Here is a 19070-nt window from a genome sequence, read left to right on the forward strand (position 1 = left end):
AGCTGTCGAGGTCATACCTTCTCGCCCTACCGGATGGTGTACGTACTGCATGGATCCAGCCCTTCTGTTCCCATCGCCTCAAGGTGTGGAGACACACCCCAAAATAATCCGCCGCTTCTCTCGGTTTTACATACCTAGCCATACCAAGCAGCCATACTGAACATACTGGGCATTATTTTCAGTATAGTCCAGCATATCATTGACTAGAGTCATGCTCTCTCAGCGGCTGGTGCGCTGGATTCAGAACTATCTATCCGAACACTCAGGAAACCTAAGAAACAACTCTTCACCCTGAAAGCCCCCTTTTCGAGGATACTGCCCCACCGTTCCAGTAGACTCAAACTTTGCTCTCCTTTTCGGGGAGATGGGGAATTGTTGGCACAGTGCTTGATCCTGGGTTAGAAATGCTACCGAAAAGCAGTGCACTCCTTGACACTTTCTAAACTTAACTTAATCGACAACCTTCATGAGCGCCTCCTGGGATCTGGTCAACCTGCTTACCTTACTCAACTGGAACACTCTGCCCGGATGGCTTTGGCTGCTCCTTTGGGGATCCTCACTGGCCGTGGTGATGTACTGGCAAAGGCGCTGGCTGCAGCGGGATCAGGTGGGTTTTCCCGATGTCATCATGCTGGCGCGTGCAGATACGACGGTGGTGGAATGTAACGAAGCTTGCCAGAAAATCTTGGGGGATTGGCGGGGCAGGCGCTGGATCGACGTGCTGCTGGCAGAAGAGCAGGAGCAGGCGCAGCAAAAGATAGCCCACCTTACCCCTCAGCAGCCCACCTTTACCCGGATTAGCAGAGTGGCGGATGCAGCGGGGCAGGTGCGGTGGTTTGAGTGGATCAACCAAGGCATTTTTGACCGGCGGGGCCGCTTCCAGTTCATTCGCGGGGTGGGCCGAGACATTACCGAGAAGAAACAGTTGGAAGAAAACCTGCGGCTGCGGGAAGCCCAACTGCGCACCTTGTTGGACGCCCTGCCATTGGCGGTGTGGGCCAGGGATCCCCAGGGAGTGCTAATTTTGCAAAATGCCACTGACCGCGCCTGGTTTGGCGATCTGCTGGGTACTTCTCTGGAGGAGGCAGCTCGAGAATATCCTCACTGGCTGGAGTACACCTCTCAAGTTCTATCCGACGTAGAGCGGCAAGGGTTTTGCCAATTCGAAGGTAAGGAAATGATTCAAGGCCAGGAGCGCTACACCTATCGCTTCGCTGTAAAGCTTCAGGATCAGTCTAAAGGATTAGGGCTTCTCGGCATTGTCCTAGATATCACCGAACAAAAGCGGCTGGAACAGGAGGTGTGGGAACAAGAAGAGCGTTTTCGCGCCTTCCTCAACAACAGCCAAGACATTTTGTGTCGGATCGATGCCCAAGGTCTGCTGCATACCTTAAATCCTCCGGCTGCTGAGAAAATTTTGGGGCGTGCTCCCAATCAGGGAGAGGCCGTACCCTTGGATTGGGTTCACCCCGAGGATCGGCAGAACGTTGCTAATGCTCTTGAGCAACTCAAGGCTCGACCTGGCGAGACACTCAGCTTTATTTACCGGGCCCAACACGCCGATGGCCAGTGGGTGTGGCTGGAGAGCCTCTGCACCAATCTTTTGGAGGATCCCTCTGTGCAAGGGATCGTTTCCAGTACCCGCGATATCACCCAACAAAAGCAGGTGGAACTGGCTTTGCGAGAGAGCGAAGCCCGCTTCCGAGAAATTGCAGAGGCTGTACCGGTGGTTTTCTTTGTGTATTCTGCAGACTTGAGCCAGTCTCTCTACAAAAGCCCCCAAAGCGAGAAGATCTGGGGTTACACAGCAGAAGAGTTTCGCCGCAAGCCAGATCTCTGGAAAGACAGGATCCATCCCGAAGATCTGCCAAGGGTACTGCAGGCGGCCGCCCGAGCCACTCAAGAAGCCCAGCAGATCACCTACCGCCTTTTCCATCGGGATGGCAGGCTGCGCTGGCTGCGTACTTCTTGCCGACCCATCTTGAACGAACAGCAAGAGGTTATCCGTATTGTTGGCATTACCGAAGATATTACGGAGCAGAAAGAAGCAGAGCTGGCTCTACAAGAAAGCGAAGCTCGGCTTAGGGCTATTCTGGACGGGATCCCTTTTTCTATCTTTCTCAAAGATCTGGAAGGGCGCTATCTTCATGTAAACAAGACTTATCTACAACAGAGAGGCTGCAAGGCAGAAGAGCTCTTTGGAAAGTTGGATAGTGAGCTGTTCGCATCAGAAGAGGCTCTAGAATTTCGAGATCAGGATCAAAAAGTCCTGCAATCTCCGCATCCTGTCAGCTACGAGCGAACCTTTTTCCGCGATGGCAAGAGATTGACCCAGTGGGTCACCAAGTTTGCCCTGCGGGATCAGCAGGGGTCTCCTTACGCCGTTTGCGGCATCGCTGTGGACATAACGCCCCTCAAACAAGCCCAAGATCTGTTGCTGAAAGAAGCAGAGCGGGAGCGGCTGCTTGGAGCTTTGCTGCGACGCATCCGTCAGGATTTGGATTTGCAATCTATCTTGCAAACCACTGTTGCAGAAGTGCGAGAGGTTTTCCAGGTGGATCGGGTGATGATCTATCAGTTGCAGGAAGGTGTAGGGGGGTTTGTAGCTGCTGAGTCGGTGGCGGATCCCTGGCCCAGCCACCTGGGCCGCTACGTGTGGGATGAGTATTTCCAAAGGGATCCGCGCTATCGCAAGTACCAAGAGGGCTTTGTGCAAGCCATAGCCAACGTGGCGACGGCCAATTTGGATCCTTGCTATCGGGAGCTCTTGGAATCTTTCCAGGCCCAAGCCAACTTGGTGATCCCGATTCGGCAGGGTGAGGCTTTGTGGGGTCTATTGGTAGTTCAGCACTGCCAATCCAGCCGCCCTTGGCAAGAGTGGGAAATCCGGCTTTTACAAGAGCTGAGCGATCAATTAGCCATCGTGTTGCAACAGGCCCAGTTATATGAACAACTGCAAGCCCTCAATCAAACCTTGGAAGAAAAGGTTCGGCAACGCACCTCTGAGTTGCAGCGATCCCTGCAATTTGAGGCCCTGCTGAAACGCATCACTGACCGGGTGCGCGACTCTCTGGATGAAGCTGAAATTCTCAACACCGCTCTGCGCGAGCTGGGAGAAAACCTAAATGCAGATGGCTGCGATATTGGCCTTTACAACGCCGATCTCACCCTTTCCACCATCAGCTACGAGTACTGCCCCCGCTCCAATTCCTCCCTGAACATTTCCATATCCATAAAGGGTGGGCCTTACGACGATGTTCATCAACAATTGCTCGCAGGACAGCCCTGCCTTTTTTGCTTCTACTGTCCAGAAAAGACAGTGGAAAAGCGCCAGGTGGTCATGGCTTGCCCCCTGCCGGATAAAGGCCAAGTGCTAGGGGATCTGTGGATCTTTCGCTCAGCTGAGCGTTCTTTCGACCAGCAGGAGATGCAGCTTATCCAGCAGGTGGCCAATCAATGTGCTATCGGCCTAAGGCAGGCGCGCCTATTCCGAGCTGCCCAAGAGCAGGTGCAAGCCCTGGAGCGCCTTAACCGCCTCAAAGATGACTTTATCAGCACCGTCAGCCACGAGTTGCGCACTCCTCTAGCCAGCATGAAAATGGCGTTGCACATGCTGCAAGTTGCCCCTGCGAGGGAGAAGCAGGCCCAGTACCTATCCATCGCCCAGCGGGAATGCCAACGGGAGATCGAGCTGATCAATGACCTGTTGGATTTGCAGCGGCTAGAGGCAGGAGCCTATGCTTTGAATCTGCAAACGCTGACCTGGGAAGCCTTGTTGGGGGATTTGCTGTTGGCTATTGGCGAACGCGCCCGTACTAAGGGGCAAACCTTTCAAGCCAACGTGCCTCTGGAGAGCAGCATCACCACAGATCCTCTCCTTTTGGGGCGTATCCTGCGGGAGCTCCTGCACAACGCGGTGAAATACACCCCCGGCCAGGGATCCATCCGCCTAGAAGTCAGGGTTGAGGCCAACCGAACTCGCATCCAAGTCAGGAATAGCCAAGAGATCCCGGCTGAGGAACTCACCCGCATTTTCGAGCGCTTTTACCGGATCCCCAGCCATGATCCTTGGAAAGAAGGGGGCACCGGTCTGGGCTTGGCTTTGGTGAAACAAATGGTGGATCAACTGAGGGGATCCCTCGAAGTCAGCAGCTCTGCTGGTTGGACGACTTTCACGCTCCACCTGCCCCCTCTGCCCCAGTTTTAAAGGTTGAGCGGATCCCTGGGGACTCCTGCTTTGCGCTTGCGCTTTTCCAGGTTGGTTTCAAAGTAGCGATGGTTACGCAGATCTGGCAAGATTCCTGCCTCAGAAACTTAGCCCTTAAAGCGGAGCAGCGCCGATTTGATCCCTACCTTAGGGGTTCTCTCCCCCGGTACCTCTGCACAGCCCGTCTTATTGTAAGTTCTGTAGCAACAGATACGGAAATAGTTCCCAACACAGATGCTCATCTCGGCCAGAAGAGATAGAGGCTGAGTATTCTGAGGGTTGCTGTCGTATCCGGGATCTGGATTGGCCGCCAACCCAACCTTCTCAATCTGGTCACGCTGCCGAAGACGCGAGGCAGAGAGGATTTGTTGCAAGTAAGTTTCAATTCACAACTTTTTCTTAATAAGTGATTTCGGTTCTTGAGGATCTGGCTTACTTTGTTACCTGTAGAGTGTTCCTTGCCAAAAACCTATGAGCATTGTTGCCCAAGTCATCGCGCAGTCGGACGCGGCTGATCGCTTCCTCAGCAGTGCCGAGATCGCCAAGCTAGAGGATTTCTTCAGCAAGGGTCAAGTTCGCATCCGAGCCGCCCAAAAGTTAGCAGAGAACGAGCAAAAAATTGTCCAGGAAGGCAGCAAACGGTTTTGGGCCAAATGCCCCAACACCCCCAGCAATAAGGGCAACCCCCAAAAAACTGCCCTCTGTCAACGAGATCAAGGCTGGTATATCCGCTTGGTTAGCTATTGCATCTTGGCAGGCAACGATAAGCCGCTGGAAGATATCGGCTTGAACGGCATGCGAGAAATGTACATCTCTTTGGGCGTGCCGCTACCCAACCTGCGGGTGGCGATGAGCTGCCTAAAAGAGGTAGCTGCCGGCATTCTTTCTTCAGAGGAGATGGCTCTAGCTGCCCCCTACTTTGATCGACTGATTCGCGCTTTTTGAATCGATGAATGGATAGACAAATCGCTGCCCTCTCGCTCAGTTTTAGAGTTGAGGCGCGCTACTCCTGCCTCTGTGAGCTTGAGGTTTCGGCTGGCTTTGCGAGCTTGACCTGCAAGCTGTGAAGTTGTCTTAAGTTGCAATCCATAAGAGTTCTCACAGGCAATGCCTGAGCAAGCGGTGCAAGGACTCCGTCCCGCTAACGCGAACAGCATTTGCCCAATTGCCTCAAGAAATCAGTCCCTACTAGTGCTTAGAGGAGAAAAATCCATGAAAGATACCATCACTTCCCTGATTAACCCCGCCGATGAGAAAGGCTCTTACTTAGATGCCGCAGCTCTGGAACAATTAAATCGCTATTTCCAGAGTGGCAACATGCGCGTCAAGGCGGCCAAAACCATCAGCTCCAGCGCCAGCAGCATTATCAGCAAAACGGTTGCCAAGAGCTTGCTCTACGGGGATATTACCCTACCGGGGGGCAATATGTACCCTACTCGGCGCTACGCGGCTTGCTTGCGGGACCTGACCTATTTTCTACGCTATGCCACCTACGCCATGTTGGCTGCCGATCCCTCAATTTTGGATGAGCGCGTGTTGCAGGGTTTAAAAGAAACTTACATCACCCTCGGCGTTCCCATCGATCGCGTCATTCAGGCCCTCAATGCCATGAAAGAGGTCCTGACCGAAAGTCTCGACACAGAGGCAAGTCAAGAAATGGCCGTTTATCTTGACCATATCATTGCCGGTCTGAGCTAAACGTGCCTGTATTTTTGAGGGCTCACTGAGGAGCTATCTATGAATGCCAAAAAGATGCACCCATCGGGCTACCCCTGGTGGTTAGGTAACGCTCGATTGATGAACCTCTCTAATACTTTTATCGTGGCGCATGTGGCCCATGCGGCCTTGATCATGGCTTGGGCGGGGGGCTTTACCTTGTTTGAGCTGGCCAAGTTCTCGCCAGAGCGGCCCATGTACGAGCAAGGGCTGATTTTGCTGCCCCACTTGGCCACATTGGGGTGGGGGGTTGGCCCCGGTGGCCAGATCGTCAATACCTTTCCCTATGTGGCCATTGCCTCAATTCACCTGGTGGCTGCCGGCGTGTTGGCTGGAGGAGCCTACTTCCACCAAACCCAACTTCCCCCCAGCTTAGATATGGAATTCGGCAGGGCTGCCAAGTTTCACTTCACTTGGGATGATGCCAAAACGTTGGGAGTGATTTTGGGGCACCACCTACTGATTTTGGGCCTGGGATCCCTATTGTTGGTGGCCAAGGCGATGGTGTTCGGGGGGCTGTATGACGCCAACACCGGTCAGGTACGCCTGGTTACGGCTCCAACTTTGGACTTTGCCACCCTTTGGAACTACCGCACCCACCTGTTTGATGTCAATAATTTGGAAGACTTGGTGGGGGGCCATATCTATGTGGGAGCTCTTCTCTTGTTGGGAGGGGTGTGGCATATCCTGGTTCCGCCGTTTGAGTGGGTTAAAGCTCGCTTTCTCTTCTCAGCAGATGGGATCCTCTCCTACTCTCTATTCGGCATCGCCCTAGCCGGTTTTGCGGCTTCTTACTACTGTGGGTTTAACTCGCTGGCCTACCCGGTGGAGTTTTACGGCCCCACCCTGGAGCTGAAATCCGCCTTTACTCCTTACTACTTCGATCCAAATCAAACGGGAGCGTGGAACTACTCCTCAAGGGTTTGGCTGGCGAATGCTCACTTCTACTTAGCCTTCTTTTTTCTACAAGGATCCCTGTGGCATTTTCAGCGAGCGATGGGATTTGATGTCGGCAAGATGCTGCAGCTTTGGCAGCAGAGTCGGCAGGAAATGACCTCTCAGTCGGTGTATCAGGTCCAATTTCAGTGCCGACCTCAGCCTGACTTTGCAACTTTTTACGAGCCGCCCTTTGCAGGTCCAGAGCCTCTATCTGTATCTCCCGAGGATATCTACTGGTATCAGCCGCCAAAGGCTCCCAGCTCCAGATCTCTATCGTTGATAAACGGCGTTCGGCAAACTCTCTATGAAGTGAACTACACCCTTAGGAGGTGGATCTTCTACGAGCCCGCAAGAGAGAAGATAGCTTTCAATCGTTCTGACTTAAAGGCAGATTATGGTTCGCGCAAGTCAAGGGCTGATTTCTCGAAGTTTGCTCGATCTCTGCCCAAAGTCTTCTACGAGCCGAGCAGAGTTCAGGCTTAACCTACCTGGGATTTGAGGGGGTTTGGCCCTCAGGAGAGGTGATTACCCTGCCTGGGGGCTTTTTGCTTTGCTAGGGCTCCGCAGTGTGGGCTAAGGAAGGGAGTACCGATCTAGACTTGGCCTTGGTGAAGCAAATGGTGGATCAACTGAGGGGATCCATCGAGGTCAGCAGCGCCGCCGGCTGGACAACTTTCACGCTACATCTACTCCAATTGCTGCAATTCTAACCCCTACTCCACCACTCGCCCTCGCTTGGGGATTTGGGATACAGTACTGGTAGGGATCCTGAGGAGCTTTGCCTAAACCTATGACAACTCGCCTGGCTCCGCCTCTTACCCTTGAAGACTTCCTCAAGTTGCCTCACATAGAAGATTCTCCGGCATGGGAGTACGTGGATGGAGTTGCCATTCAAAAACCGCTGCCCAAAGTCCGCCATTCCATTTTGCAAAAACGCCTCGTGGCTGAGGTTGACGGCAGCACCACCAGCTATACTGCCCTACCCGAATTGCGATGCACTTTTGCCGGTCGTTCCATTGTTCCCGATATTGCTGTAATTGCGTGGGATCGAACTCGCCTAAGTGAAACAGGCGAGCCAGAGGATAACTTCACCGCAGCACCCGACTGGATTATCGAAATGCTTTCGCCGGGTCAAAGGGTAAGCCGTGTAATCGATAATATCCTGCATTGCCTAAAGCACGGCAGCAAATTAGGGTGGATGGTGGATTTAGACGATTACTCTGTTTTGATATTTGCCCCTCAACAAGAGCCGGAAATTTGCCGAGCAGATCGTCAGCTCAAGGTGATCGACGGGATCCAGTTAGCATTGACTCCACAACAAATCTTTGTTCTCCAATACACTACCCCCGCCGCATGGCCGTAACCCCCGTGGGATCCAGCACTTTGCCGCGCTCTACCTCGGCATGGATGAGGTAGCGATCGCCACACTCCATCCAACTTTTGACACGGCACTCCAGGTAAGCCAGGGCATCCAAAAGGATCGGGCAGCCATTTTCGGCAGTGGCCGTGGCCAGGCCGGCAAAGCGGTCTTCGCCAGGGCGTTGAGGCCGTTGAAAGTGTCGCTGCAGGCTGCTGCTTTTGCCCTCCCGCAGGATGTTGAGCACAAAGGCCGCTTGCGGATGGGTGAGCAGTTCTGCCTCGCTTTCCCTGCTCACGGAGAGGGTGAGGCCGGGGGGATTGAAGCTGGCCTGGGCCACTGACCAGGTGAGAAAGCCGCGCGGGATCCCATCCTGCAAGGCGGTCACCACACAGAGGGATCCCACCACTCGGCTGAGGGCCTGCGCCAGCCGATCCGCCTGAGTTTCAACACCGCCTTGGCGGGGGGCACGAGCTCGCTTGGCCTTGCGCAGGGCTTGGGCAAATTGGGATCCCGCCTCTTGGCAAGCTTCCAAGATCTCGGCGGTGGGCTTAAACTTGGCGCGGATCGTCTCAAACCCCAAGGTAAAGCCGGCATTGAGCAACTTGCTCTCGATGAGATCCACGGCCTCGCCGCTCCAGCCATAGGAGCCGAAGACCCCGGCCAGCTTGCTGGTGGGAACGGAAGAGAGAATCAGGCCCAGGGCTGTTTGGATCTGGACCGGGGGATGGCCGGCCAGGGTTGGCGAGCCGATGATGAACCCCTGGCAGCGCTCCAAGGCCTGGGCGATCTCTTCAGGGGTGGCCCACTCGCAGTTAATCCGCTCCACCGTAACTCCCGCCCGCTCCAAGCCTTGGGCAATGGCTACCGCCATCAAGCCGGTGTTGCCGTAGGCGGAGGTGTACAGGAGGGCCACCCGCTGCTCCAAGGGATCCTCTTCGCACCAGAGCTGGTAGTCCAAGCGCAGCCGCCGCAGGCTGTGGCGCACGAGGGGCCCGTGGGCAGGAGCGTAGATCTGGGCGGGGAATTCCTCCAGCTTGGCCAGGGCTGCCTTGACCTGGGGCGCTTGGTTGCGGTGGAGACAGTCGAAGTAGTAGCGGCGATCCTCGCTCAGTTGCCGCCAATGTTCATCGAATACCTGCTCGTCGCAGACATGGGCGCCAAAGAGCTTGTCGGTAAAGAGGATCCCGGTGGCCGGATCGTAGGTGCAGAGGGCATCGGGGTGGCGGGGCGTGGGCACCGTGCGCAAGTGCAGCTCATGGCCCTCTCCCAGATCCAGGCGATCCCCATCTCGGATGACCCGCAGGCGAAAGGACTGATTGCTGCCGTAGGGAATGCCAAAATCGGCGGCCTCCTCTTCGTCGCGGCCAGGAGGGGGGGACTCCCTGCCTTCAAAAGCTGCCCGCAGGGTAAGGGATCCTGGCTTAGAGCAGAGCACCACTGCGTAGGGGGCCAGCGGCAGAAGCGCCTTGAGGGTGGCGATGCGGTTGAAGTTGACGTGGCTGAGCAGGATAAAGTCCAGCCGCTGCAGGTATTGGTGCTGGGCCAGCTCCTCCAGAAAGATGTCCGTAAACGACTCCCCCGGCGGATCGATGAGCAGGGTTTGGCGGGCCTGGATGAGGTAGCTGTTGGCCGTGGTGCCCCGCTGCCGGGCATATTCCAGCTCAAACTTGAGGCGATCCCAGGTGCGGGAGCGCAAAACCAGAGTGGACGGGCCAATGACGGCCACTTGAACATCGCGAGTGGGAGTTTTGCTCGCCATAGCAGTCTCCAGGGGGCCTCTGTCCCCACCTTGCCACGAAACTAGGGAAATGGGGACCCCTTTTCCTCTATGGAAAGCTTCGAGAGCTAACGTAGAATTTGTCCATTCCCTGGGAGTGTTTGCGATGGCCCAAGCTTCTGGATCCGCCGGTGCTTCTGCTACGGCCTGGCATAGCCTCCCTCTTCCTGCTGTTATCCAGAAGTTGCAGACCGATCCCGAGGCTGGCCTGACTACCCAGCAGGTGATCCAGAGGCAGCGGGAATACGGCCCCAACGAGCTAATCTCCTCTCCTGGACGCAGCGCCTGGCAGCTTTTCCTCGACCAATTCCGCAACGTCATGCTGCTGATGCTGATCGCCGTGGCGGCGATCTCAGCGACTCTGGACTTGCAGGAAGGCGAGTTCCCCAAAGATGCTCTGGCCATTCTGTTGATCGTCGGCCTCAACGGTCTGCTGGGCTACTTACAAGAAAGCCGGGCGGAAAAAGCGCTGGCGGCCCTAAAAAAGCTGGCCTCCCCCAGCGTGCGGGTGCAGCGGGACGGCCTGTGGCAGGAGATCCCCGCCAACCAATTGGTGCCAGGGGATCGCGTGCTCCTGGAAGCCGGGGTGCAGATCCCGGCCGATGGGCGCTTGGCGGAAGCGGTCAACCTGCAGGTGCGGGAGGCGGCCCTGACAGGGGAGGCGGTACCGGTTAGCAAGCAGGCTGACTGTGTCCTCCCCGAAGACACGGAGCTGGGGGAACGGCGCAACATGGCCTTCATGGGCACCGAGGTGTTGCAGGGGCGCGGGATCCTCTTGGTTACCGCCACCGGTATGAACACGGAGCTGGGCAAGGTGGCCGCCCTGCTGCAAACGGTGGAAAACGAGCCCACCCCCCTGCAGCGGCGCATGAGCCAGCTGGGCAACGTGCTGGTGTCGGGATCCCTGGCCTTGGTGGCGCTGGTGGTGATCGTGGGGCTGCTGCAGGCCGGCAGCATGGCGCCTTTCACCTCGCTGCTGGAAATCTCTCTCAGTATGGCCGTAGCCGTGGTGCCGGAGGGGCTGCCGGCCGTGATCACCGTCACCCTGGCCATCGGCACCCAACGCATGGTGCGCCGCAACGCCCTCATCCGCCGCCTGCCGGCTGTAGAGACCCTGGGATCCGTCACCACCATCTGCTCCGACAAAACCGGCACCCTCACCGAGAACAAGATGGTGGTTACCGACATCCTCACGCCGGAGCGCCACTACCAGGTCAGCGGCAGCGGCTACATCCCCAAGGGATCCTTCTACTGCCGCGGCCAGCCCATTGATCCCCAGAGCGCCCCGGATTTGCAGGCCCTTCTCAGGGCGGTGGTCTTCTGCAACGATGCCCTGTTGCAGGCCAGTCTTCCAGCCCAACGGGGCGCTGCCCCCACCTGGTCGATCCTAGGGGATCCCACCGAGGCCGCCCTGCTGGTGGCTGCTGCCAAGGCCAACCTGCAGAAAGCTTCCCTTCAAGAGCAGCACCCGCGCGCGCAGGAGATCCCCTTTAGCTCGGAACGCAAGCGCATGAGCGTGGTGGTGCAGGAGGAGGGCAGCTACCGCGTCTACGTCAAGGGATCCCCGGAGCTGGTGCTGGAGCAGTGCGCCCAGATCCAAAAAGGCGGAACCTGGCAGGAGCTGTCAGAAGCCGAGCGCCAAGCCATTCTGGCTGCCAACAACCGCCTGGCGGCCCAGGGCATCCGGGTTTTGGGGGTGGCCACCCAGCAGTTGCAGCGGATCCCGGAGAACCTGGAGGAGATCGAGCGCAACCTGGTGTGGCTGGGGCTGGTGGGCATGTACGATCCGCCGCGGCCCGAAGCGCGGGAAGCAGTAGCCCGCTGCCGCCAGGCCGGCATCCGCACCCTGATGATTACCGGCGATCACCAATTGACCGCTGTGGCCATTGCCCGCGAGCTGGGCATTCTCGACTCGGAGGGCCAAGCCATTGACGGGCGCACCCTCTCTCGGCTCAGCTTTGAGGAGCTGCTGCAGACGGTGCAAAGGGTCAACGTCTATGCCCGTGTTGCCCCCGAACACAAGCTGCGCATCGTCCAAGCTCTGCAAAAACAAAACCAGTTTGTAGCCATGACCGGGGATGGGGTCAACGACGCCCCTGCCCTGCGCCAGGCAGATATTGGCATTGCCATGGGCATCACCGGCACCGACGTCAGCAAAGAGGCCAGCGACATGGTGCTGCTGGACGACAACTTCGCCACCATCGTGGCGGCCATTGAAGAAGGGCGGGTGGTCTACAGCAACATCCGCCGTTTCGTGAAATACATCCTGGGCAGCAACATCGGCGAGGTGTTGACGGTGGCTGCTGCCCCTATCTTGGGCCTAGAGGACGTGCCACTGACGCCCCTGCAGATCCTGTGGATGAACCTGGTAACCGACGGCCTGCCCGCCCTGGCCTTGGCGATGGAGCCAGCAGAACCAGGGGTGATGCAGCGCCCCCCCTTCAACCCCAAAGAGAGCATCTTTGCCCAAGGGCTCGGTGCCTACATGGTGCGCATCGGTGTGGTCTTTGCCATCTCCACGATCCTGATGATGGCCATCGTGGAAGCCTATATCCCCCACTGGCGCACGATGGTCTTCACCACCCTGTGCATTGCCCAGATGGGCCATGCCCTGGCAGCCCGCTCCAACGACAAGCTGACCCTCGAGATGAACCCCTTTTCCAACCCCTACCTGCTGGGGGCCGTGTTGGCCACTTTGCTGTTGCAGTTGGCCCTGCTCTATGTGCCCTTCCTGCGCAACTTTTTCGGGACAGAAGAGTTGACCCTTCCAGAACTGCTCATTTGCCTGGGCTTTAGCACGGTGGTGATGGTCTGGGTGGATCTGGAAAAACTCTACCGCCGCTGGCGCCAGGGATCCCGCTGAATCTTCACAATTATTTTTCACAATAAAGCATCTTCACAATAAAGAGTCTCTCTCCCTACTGCACCCAGAAACAAAGCTTTGAGCCAAGACTCATTTCCCCAAAAAGCCACTCTTGAGGAATCCTGCCCATTGCATAGAGGCCATTTCCGCAAGTTAGCTGAGCTTCCCCTTTTGACCTCCAAGATAAGCTGGAAAGACTTGCTGGGATACTATGGAAAGGGGGCAGGAATCTCTGGGTTCTATGCACAGAGAGCTATGGGCGGTAGGGAAAACGGTGGGCCTGGTGGATCCCTCTGGCCTTGCCTTTTGGCTGCTGGGATCCCTCTTCTTGGCTCTCCTGCTGCTTGGCGTCAGCCTGGGGGAAAGTCAGCCGCTTTCTGTCTTCAGAGGGATCCTGGGATCCCTTTCTCGAAGATTTCCCTTCCAACCTCCTAGAGGCACCCCCAGCCCAGAGGCTCGTTTTCGGGCAGCCTTGGAAGCCAGCTTGGATGCTATTTACCTGCTGGAGGCGGTGCGGGATCCCGTTACCCGCGAGATCCGCGACTTTGTCTTTGTGGATGTCAACGCCAAGGGGGAAGAGCTCATTTCCCTCCAGCGCCGGCAGATCATCGGCCAGCGGCTGTGCGAGCTGCTGCCCATCAACCGCTGGGGGGGCTTTTTTGAGAAATACAAGCGAGTGGTGGAAACCGGCATTCCTCTGGAAGAGGAGTTCCCCATTTCGGGGCAGCCGGGCTTGAAGGCCAGTTGGATCCATCACCAAGTGGTGCCGGTGGGAGACGGGATCCTCATCACCAGCCGCGACATCAGCGAGCAGGTCCAGATCAAGCAAGCCCTGGAGGCAAGCGAGTTGCGCTACCGGGCCCTCTATGAGGCGATCCCGGATTTGATTTTCGAGATTGACCCTGAGGGGCTGATTCTCAACTGCAAGCCTTCTCCCTACGTCCCCACCCAGCATCCGCCCGAGTTTTGTGTGGGTCGCCGCGCCCAAGACGTGTTTCCCAGCTCTTTCGGAGAGCAGTATCAGCTTTTAGCAGGGCGGGCCCTGTCCACTCAAACGCCACAGTATCTGGAGTACGAAATGGTGCTCCCCGCCGCTGCCGCAAACGAGTCTGAGCCGGCAATCCGCCGCTATCAGAAGGCTTGCGTCGTTGCCTATGGCAGAGATAGAGTCTACGTTTTGGTGCGGGATATCACCAAGCGGAAAGAGGCGGAGTTGGCCCTTAGAGAAATGGAAGCCACCCAGCGGGCCATTCTCCAAGCCATCCCCGACCTCATCCTTCGCCTGAATAGCCAGGGCATCTGCCTGAGCTCTATTCCCGGAGGCGATGTCCATCTTTACTGCCCAGCAGAGCGCCACTTAGGTCGATCCCTCCAGGAGATTCTGCCGCCAGCGCTGGCCGAGCAGCGGCTTTTCTATGTTCAGCAAGCCCTGGCCACCCAAACCCAACAGCGCTACGAGTACAGCATTGAAGTTCAAGGGGAGGTACGCTACGAAGAGGCCCGCATTGTCCCTCTCAACAGCCAGGAAGTCCTGGTGATCGTGCGGGATATTACAGAAGCCAAGCAGGCGGAGCTGGCCTTGAAAGCCGCTGAACAGCTGCAGCGAGCCATTCTAGAAGCCATTCCCGACTTGATCTTTCGCCTTGATAGCCAGGGCATTTGCTTGAGCTTTATCTCGGGGGGCGAGGTTCTTCTCTATGGCTCACCCGACACCTACGTGGGCCGATCCCTGCAGGAGCTTTTGCCACCGGAATTGGCCGAGCGGCGGCTTTTCTTTGTTCAGCAGGCTATAGCTACCCAGACGCGGCAGCGCTACGACCAAAGCATCGAGATTGAAGGGGAGACCCGCCACGAAGAGGTGCGCATTGTGCCCCTCAACCCCCAAGAGGTGGTGGTGATCGTCCGCGATGTAACCGACAGGGTGCGATCCCAGCAGGCCGTCCAGGAAAGCGAGCAGAAGTTCCGGGCTCTGTTTGAGAATGCCGCTGTGGCCATCCTCATCCGTCATGCCGAGACCGGCGAGATCCTGGAGGCCAACTCCCAAGCCATTGCCGCCTACGGGTTTTCCAGCCTGGAGGAGCTGCGGGCCTTCGACGCTTCCGAGCAGTCTCCCTATCGCCAGGCTCTTTGGGGCGGGGAGTTCTCGCTGCAGTCCTACTTGGAGCAAGCCCGCCAACAGGGATCCGCCCGCTTCGAGTGGCACTGGCAAGGTCGAGATGGCCGGGAGGTTTGGGAAGACGTTTTTGTCCAGCCGCTGGTGCTGCGCGGGATCCCTTGCTGGGTGTTTACCGCCGTCGATATCACCGCCCGCAAGCAGGCAGAAGCCGAGCTGGAGCAATTTTTCTCGGTAGCTTTGGATTTGCTCTGCATTGCCGACAAGGAGGGGTATTTTCGCCGCCTCAACCCGGCCTGGGAGGCCGCCCTGGGCCGTTCCCTCGAGGAGCTGCAGCAGCATCCCTTCTGGGAATGGGTGCACCCGGAAGATCTGCCGGCCACGCAGCAAGCAGTGCAAAAGCTGCTGGAAGAAGGGCGTCTGGATGGCTTTGTCAACCGTTACCGCACCCAAGACGGCAGCTACCGCTTTATCGAGTGGCGCGCTTCTTTGGCGGGATCCCTGGCCTACGCCGCCGGGCGGGACATCACCCTGGCCAAGCAGGCCCAAGAGCAGATGAAGGCGGCTATGGAAGCTGCCGAGGCGGCCAACCGCGCCAAGAGCGAGTTCCTGGCCACCATCAGCCACGAGATCCGCACGCCCATCAACGCCATCATGGGCATGGCCGGCCTGTTGCTGGATACCTCTCTCGATGCCCAGCAGCGGGATTGGGTGCAGACCATCCGCTACGGCAGCGAGGTGCTGCTCAGCCTCATCAACGACATCTTGGATTTTTCCAAGATCGAGTCCCAGAAGCTGGAGCTGGAGGAAACGCCCTTCTCCTTGCCCCAGCTCATGGAGGAGCTCTTGGATCTCATGGCCGCCCAGGCCCAGAGCAAAGATCTGGAGCTGGTGGCCTGGGTGGATCCGGCCCTGCCGGCCACCCTGGTCGGGGATCCCAACCGCCTGCGCCAGATCCTGGCCAACCTCCTCAGCAACGCCATCAAGTTCACCCCCCAAGGGGAGGTGGTGGTGACCGTCGAGGCCCAAGAGCAAGATCCCCAGGCCCAGGTGCAGTGGGTGAGCTTCCAGGTGCAGGACACCGGCATCGGCATCCCGCCGGAAAAGCAGGATCGCCTCTTCAAGCCCTTCAGCCAGGTGGACAGCTCCATCAGCCGCCAGTACGGCGGCACCGGCCTGGGGCTGGCCATCAGCCAGCGCCTCTGTCAACTCATGGGCGGAACGATCTGGGTGCAAAGCCAGCCGGGTCAGGGATCCACCTTTGGCTTCCGCATCCCCCTGAAGCTTCCGGATGCGGCCCTCTGGGCAACCCCCACCCCCGACCCAGCTCTGGCCGGCCAGCGGGTTTTGCTGGTGGAAGACAACGCCAGCCAACGGCAACTTCTTGCGCGCCTACTGCAGTCCTGGGGGATGCAGGTAACAGCCTGCAGCACGGTGGCGGAAGCCCAAGCCATAGCCAAGGCCCAGACTTTTGAGCTGGCCCTGGTGGATACCAGCCTGCCCGACGGCGATGGACTGGCCCTGGCCAGGGCTCTGCAGCAGGAGCAGCCCCCCCTGCGGCTTGTGCTGCTGGTGGATCGCAGAGCCGCTTTGGCAAGCGCTGGCTCTCTTCCTGCCTTAGGTAAGCCGGTCAGGGCTTCTCAACTGCGGGCTCTGCTGGGCCAGGAAAAAGTGCCTGCGGCTGCTTCCCACTTGAAACCCCAGCTCCCTCTGGCCAGCCGCTGCCCGTTGCGCATCCTGGTAGCCGAAGACAACCCCGTCAACCAAAAGGTCATCCGCCTGATGCTGGAGCGGCTGGGCTATCAGCCGGACATCGTGGCCAACGGCCTGGAAGCCCTGCAGGCGCTGCAACTGCGCGCCTACGACCTGGTCTTGATGGATCTGCACATGCCGGAGCTGGACGGCCTGGCCGCCACCCGCCGCATCCGCAGCGAACTTCCCCCAGAGCGCCAGCCGCGCATCCTCGCCCTCACCGCCGATGCCTTCCTGGAAAGCCGCGCTGCTGCCGAAGCCGCCGGCGTCGATGGCTACCTGACCAAGCCCCTGCAGCCGGCTGTGCTGGAGCGGGCCCTCCAGGAAGCTGCTCTCGATTTTGTCGGGGATCCAAAGCCAGAGCCGGCCCTGGATGCCGCTGCCCTGGCCAGCCTGCAGAGCATGCTGGGATCCCCGGAAGACTGGCAGGAGATGATCCAAACCTACCGGCAAGACAGCCAGGCCCTGCTGGGATCCCTGCGCCAGGCCCTGGAGAGCCGGGATGTCCAAACCGTGGCCCAACTGGCCCACCGCCTCAAGGGCAGCAGCAGAACCTTGGGGGCCAAGCTCTTAGCTCAACGCTGCCAGGCGCTGGAAAAGCTCGTTCGCAAGCCATCGGCCAACTCTGTAAACTGGGATACCATAGAGCAGGCCTTCCAGCGGTTGGAAGCCGAGTACCAGCGGGTTATCCTCGAATTATCGGCTAGCGCGCCAGGACCGCTTCTTTCTTCTCCAGGGGCCCATGCAGAGGCTTGAGAGCAACCTTTCGGCTGGATCCGTTCCTCAGACCGGAACGAGCTCTGCTGCGGCAGAGAAGCGGCCTCTCCTCCTCATTGCCGACGATGATCCCAGCCAGCGGCTTTTGACTCGCTACGCCCTGGAGCGGGAGGGCTACCAACTCGTGGAAGCGGACAGCGGCTTGGCGTGTCTAGAAGCTGCAAGCCGCTATCAGCCGGACATGGTGCTCCTCGATGCGGTGATGCCGGATCTGGATGGGTTTGAGTGCTGCCGCCGCCTCCACGCCCAAAACCCGGACTTGCCGATTTTAATCGTCACGGCTTTGGAAGACGAAACCTTTGTCAACGAGGCCTTTGCAGCCGGCGCCAGCGACTACATCCCCAAGCCCATCCACTGGTCGGTTTTGAAGCGGCGGCTGCGCCACTTGCTGCAAGCCAACCAGGCCCAGCGCCGTCTGCAGCAGCTTAACCAGGAACTGGAAGCCAAGGTACAGGAGCGCACCGCCCAACTGGCCTGCCAGGTGGCAGATCTGGAGCAGCTCAACCGCCTCAAAGACCACTTTTTGGCCACCGTCTCCCACGAGCTGCGCACCCCCCTGACCAAGATCAAGCTGGCCCTGGAACTCCTGCGCCGCACCCCCCTCAACGAGAAGCAGCGGCAATACCATGACATTGCCCTGCAGGAGTGCGAGGCCGAAATCCAGCTCATCAACCGCCTATTGGATCTGCAGGGCCTGGAAGGGAAAGACCTGGGCTCTGCCGTTGCAGCTATTGACCTGCCCCACCTCTGGCACAGCTTGATCGAGTCGGTGCAGCAATGCACCCAGGCCCGCTCCCTCACGCTGCAGGTGGGGGATCTGCCCCCCTCCCCCTGGCGGTTTTACAGCCATCCGCAGCTCCTGACCCAGATCCTCAAAGAGCTGCTGGACAACGCCTGCAAGTTCACCCAGCCAGGTGGCACGATTCGTCTAGAGGTTCAGCCAATCCCTGAAGGGGTTGAGTTCAGGATCGGCAACACCGCTCAGATCCCGCCCGACCAGTTGCCCCGCCTGTTCAAGCGCTTTTATCGGGTGCCCACTGCGGATCCCTGGGCCCAGCCGGGCAGCGGCCTGGGGCTGGCCTTGGTGAAGCAATGGGTGGAGCGCCTCCAGGGTCACATTCCAGTAACCAGCGAGGCGGGGTGGACATGTTTCCTGCTGCGCCTGCCCAGCCTAAAGCCCTCTGGCAGGACGTGATCAGTGGCCGACGGCAGCGGCGGTTTCGGCAGTGGCAAAGGAAGTGCCGCAGCCGCAGCTAGCCACCGCATTGGGGTTCTTGAAGCGGAAGCCGCCCCCCAACAGATCCTCGGAGAAATCGACAGTCAGCCCTTGAATAAAGGTCATGCTCAAGGGATCCACCGCCACCCGAATCTCGCCAAAGTCAAAGGTATGGTCGTCAGGGTTGGCCTGGGGCTCGAAGTTCATGGTGTAGGAGAGGCCGGAGCAGCCGCTGGGCTTTACCCCCAGGCGCAAGATGGGTTGGGATCCCTCTTTCTCATACTTGCTGCGCAGCCGCTTTAGCTCTTGGATGGCGCTCTCGGTCAAGGTGATCATGGCGGGAAAGCTGA

The 19070-nt window shown here is 58.3% G+C and carries 10 protein-coding genes and 2 pseudogenes; 8 read left to right on the forward strand and 4 right to left on the reverse strand.

Annotated elements, in window-relative coordinates:
* The coding region (locus tag SYN65AY6A5_RS03250; protein WP_143597131.1) for a helix-turn-helix domain-containing protein at positions 1–142 on the reverse strand (142 nt) is incomplete at its 3' end.
* Positions 143–466: 324 nt separating this feature from the next.
* On the opposite strand from SYN65AY6A5_RS03250, the gene SYN65AY6A5_RS03255 reads away from it, so the two are divergent.
* Positions 467–4207, forward strand: a complete 3741-nt coding sequence (locus SYN65AY6A5_RS03255) for a PAS domain S-box protein (protein ID WP_099883901.1) — start codon at positions 467–469, stop codon at positions 4205–4207.
* Here the strand turns inward: SYN65AY6A5_RS03255 and rpsU are convergent.
* Positions 4204–4347: pseudogene (gene rpsU / locus SYN65AY6A5_RS14285) on the reverse strand (30S ribosomal protein S21). The gene SYN65AY6A5_RS03255 and the pseudogene rpsU sit on opposite strands and share 4 nt — an antisense overlap.
* A 331-nt stretch (positions 4348–4678) precedes the next feature.
* Here rpsU and apcD point away from each other — a divergent pair.
* The 4 genes and pseudogenes from apcD to SYN65AY6A5_RS03280 all read left to right on the forward strand — a co-directional run bounded on the left by apcD (position 4679) and on the right by SYN65AY6A5_RS03280 (position 8225).
* Positions 4679–5152 carry an allophycocyanin subunit alpha-B gene (apcD, locus tag SYN65AY6A5_RS03265; protein ID WP_099812040.1) on the forward strand — a complete coding sequence of 158 codons (474 nt, stop codon included), beginning with the start codon at positions 4679–4681 and terminating at the stop codon, positions 5150–5152.
* A 267-nt stretch (positions 5153–5419) separates the two neighbouring features.
* Positions 5420–5905 carry an allophycocyanin subunit beta gene (locus SYN65AY6A5_RS03270; RefSeq protein ID WP_099812041.1) on the forward strand — a complete coding sequence of 162 codons (486 nt, stop codon included), beginning with the start codon at positions 5420–5422 and terminating at the stop codon, positions 5903–5905.
* Between the two features lie 39 nt (positions 5906–5944).
* A pseudogene (locus SYN65AY6A5_RS03275) lies at positions 5945–6931 on the forward strand (chlorophyll a/b binding light-harvesting protein); the annotation flags it as partial.
* A 721-nt stretch (positions 6932–7652) separates the two neighbouring features.
* Entirely contained in the window at positions 7653–8225 is a 573-nt protein-coding gene (locus SYN65AY6A5_RS03280) for a Uma2 family endonuclease (protein WP_099812043.1), read from the forward strand.
* Here the strand turns inward: SYN65AY6A5_RS03280 and SYN65AY6A5_RS03285 are convergent.
* Positions 8203–9981 (reverse strand): diflavin flavoprotein, encoded by a 1779-nt coding sequence (locus tag SYN65AY6A5_RS03285; protein ID WP_011430493.1) that lies wholly within the window; start codon positions 9979–9981, stop codon positions 8203–8205. The two genes, SYN65AY6A5_RS03280 and SYN65AY6A5_RS03285, sit on opposite strands and share 23 nt — an antisense overlap.
* 124 nt (positions 9982–10105) lie before the next feature.
* On the opposite strand from SYN65AY6A5_RS03285, the gene SYN65AY6A5_RS03290 reads away from it, so the two are divergent.
* The 3 genes from SYN65AY6A5_RS03290 (at position 10106) to SYN65AY6A5_RS03300 (ending at position 18699) form a co-directional block, all read left to right on the forward strand.
* Positions 10106–12862: a cation-translocating P-type ATPase gene (locus SYN65AY6A5_RS03290; protein ID WP_099883903.1), complete on the forward strand. Its 2757-nt coding sequence runs from the start codon at positions 10106–10108 to the stop codon at positions 12860–12862.
* A 241-nt stretch (positions 12863–13103) separates the two neighbouring features.
* Entirely contained in the window at positions 13104–17483 is a 4380-nt protein-coding gene (locus SYN65AY6A5_RS03295; RefSeq protein WP_099883905.1) for a PAS domain S-box protein, read from the forward strand.
* Entirely contained in the window at positions 17470–18699 is a 1230-nt protein-coding gene (locus SYN65AY6A5_RS03300; RefSeq protein ID WP_099883907.1) for a response regulator, read from the forward strand. Before SYN65AY6A5_RS03295 ends, SYN65AY6A5_RS03300 begins: the two co-directional genes overlap by 14 nt.
* On the opposite strand, the gene SYN65AY6A5_RS03305 is transcribed toward SYN65AY6A5_RS03300, so the two are convergent.
* Complete coding sequence (locus SYN65AY6A5_RS03305) at positions 18700–19056, reverse strand: iron-sulfur cluster assembly accessory protein (RefSeq protein ID WP_011430489.1); 357 nt, start codon at positions 19054–19056, stop codon at positions 18700–18702. It lies immediately after the preceding gene.
* Between the last annotated feature and the right edge of the window lie 14 nt (positions 19057–19070).

The organism is Synechococcus sp. 65AY6A5 (assembly GCF_002760415.1).
GTDB lineage: Bacteria > Cyanobacteriota > Cyanobacteriia > Thermostichales > Thermostichaceae > Thermostichus.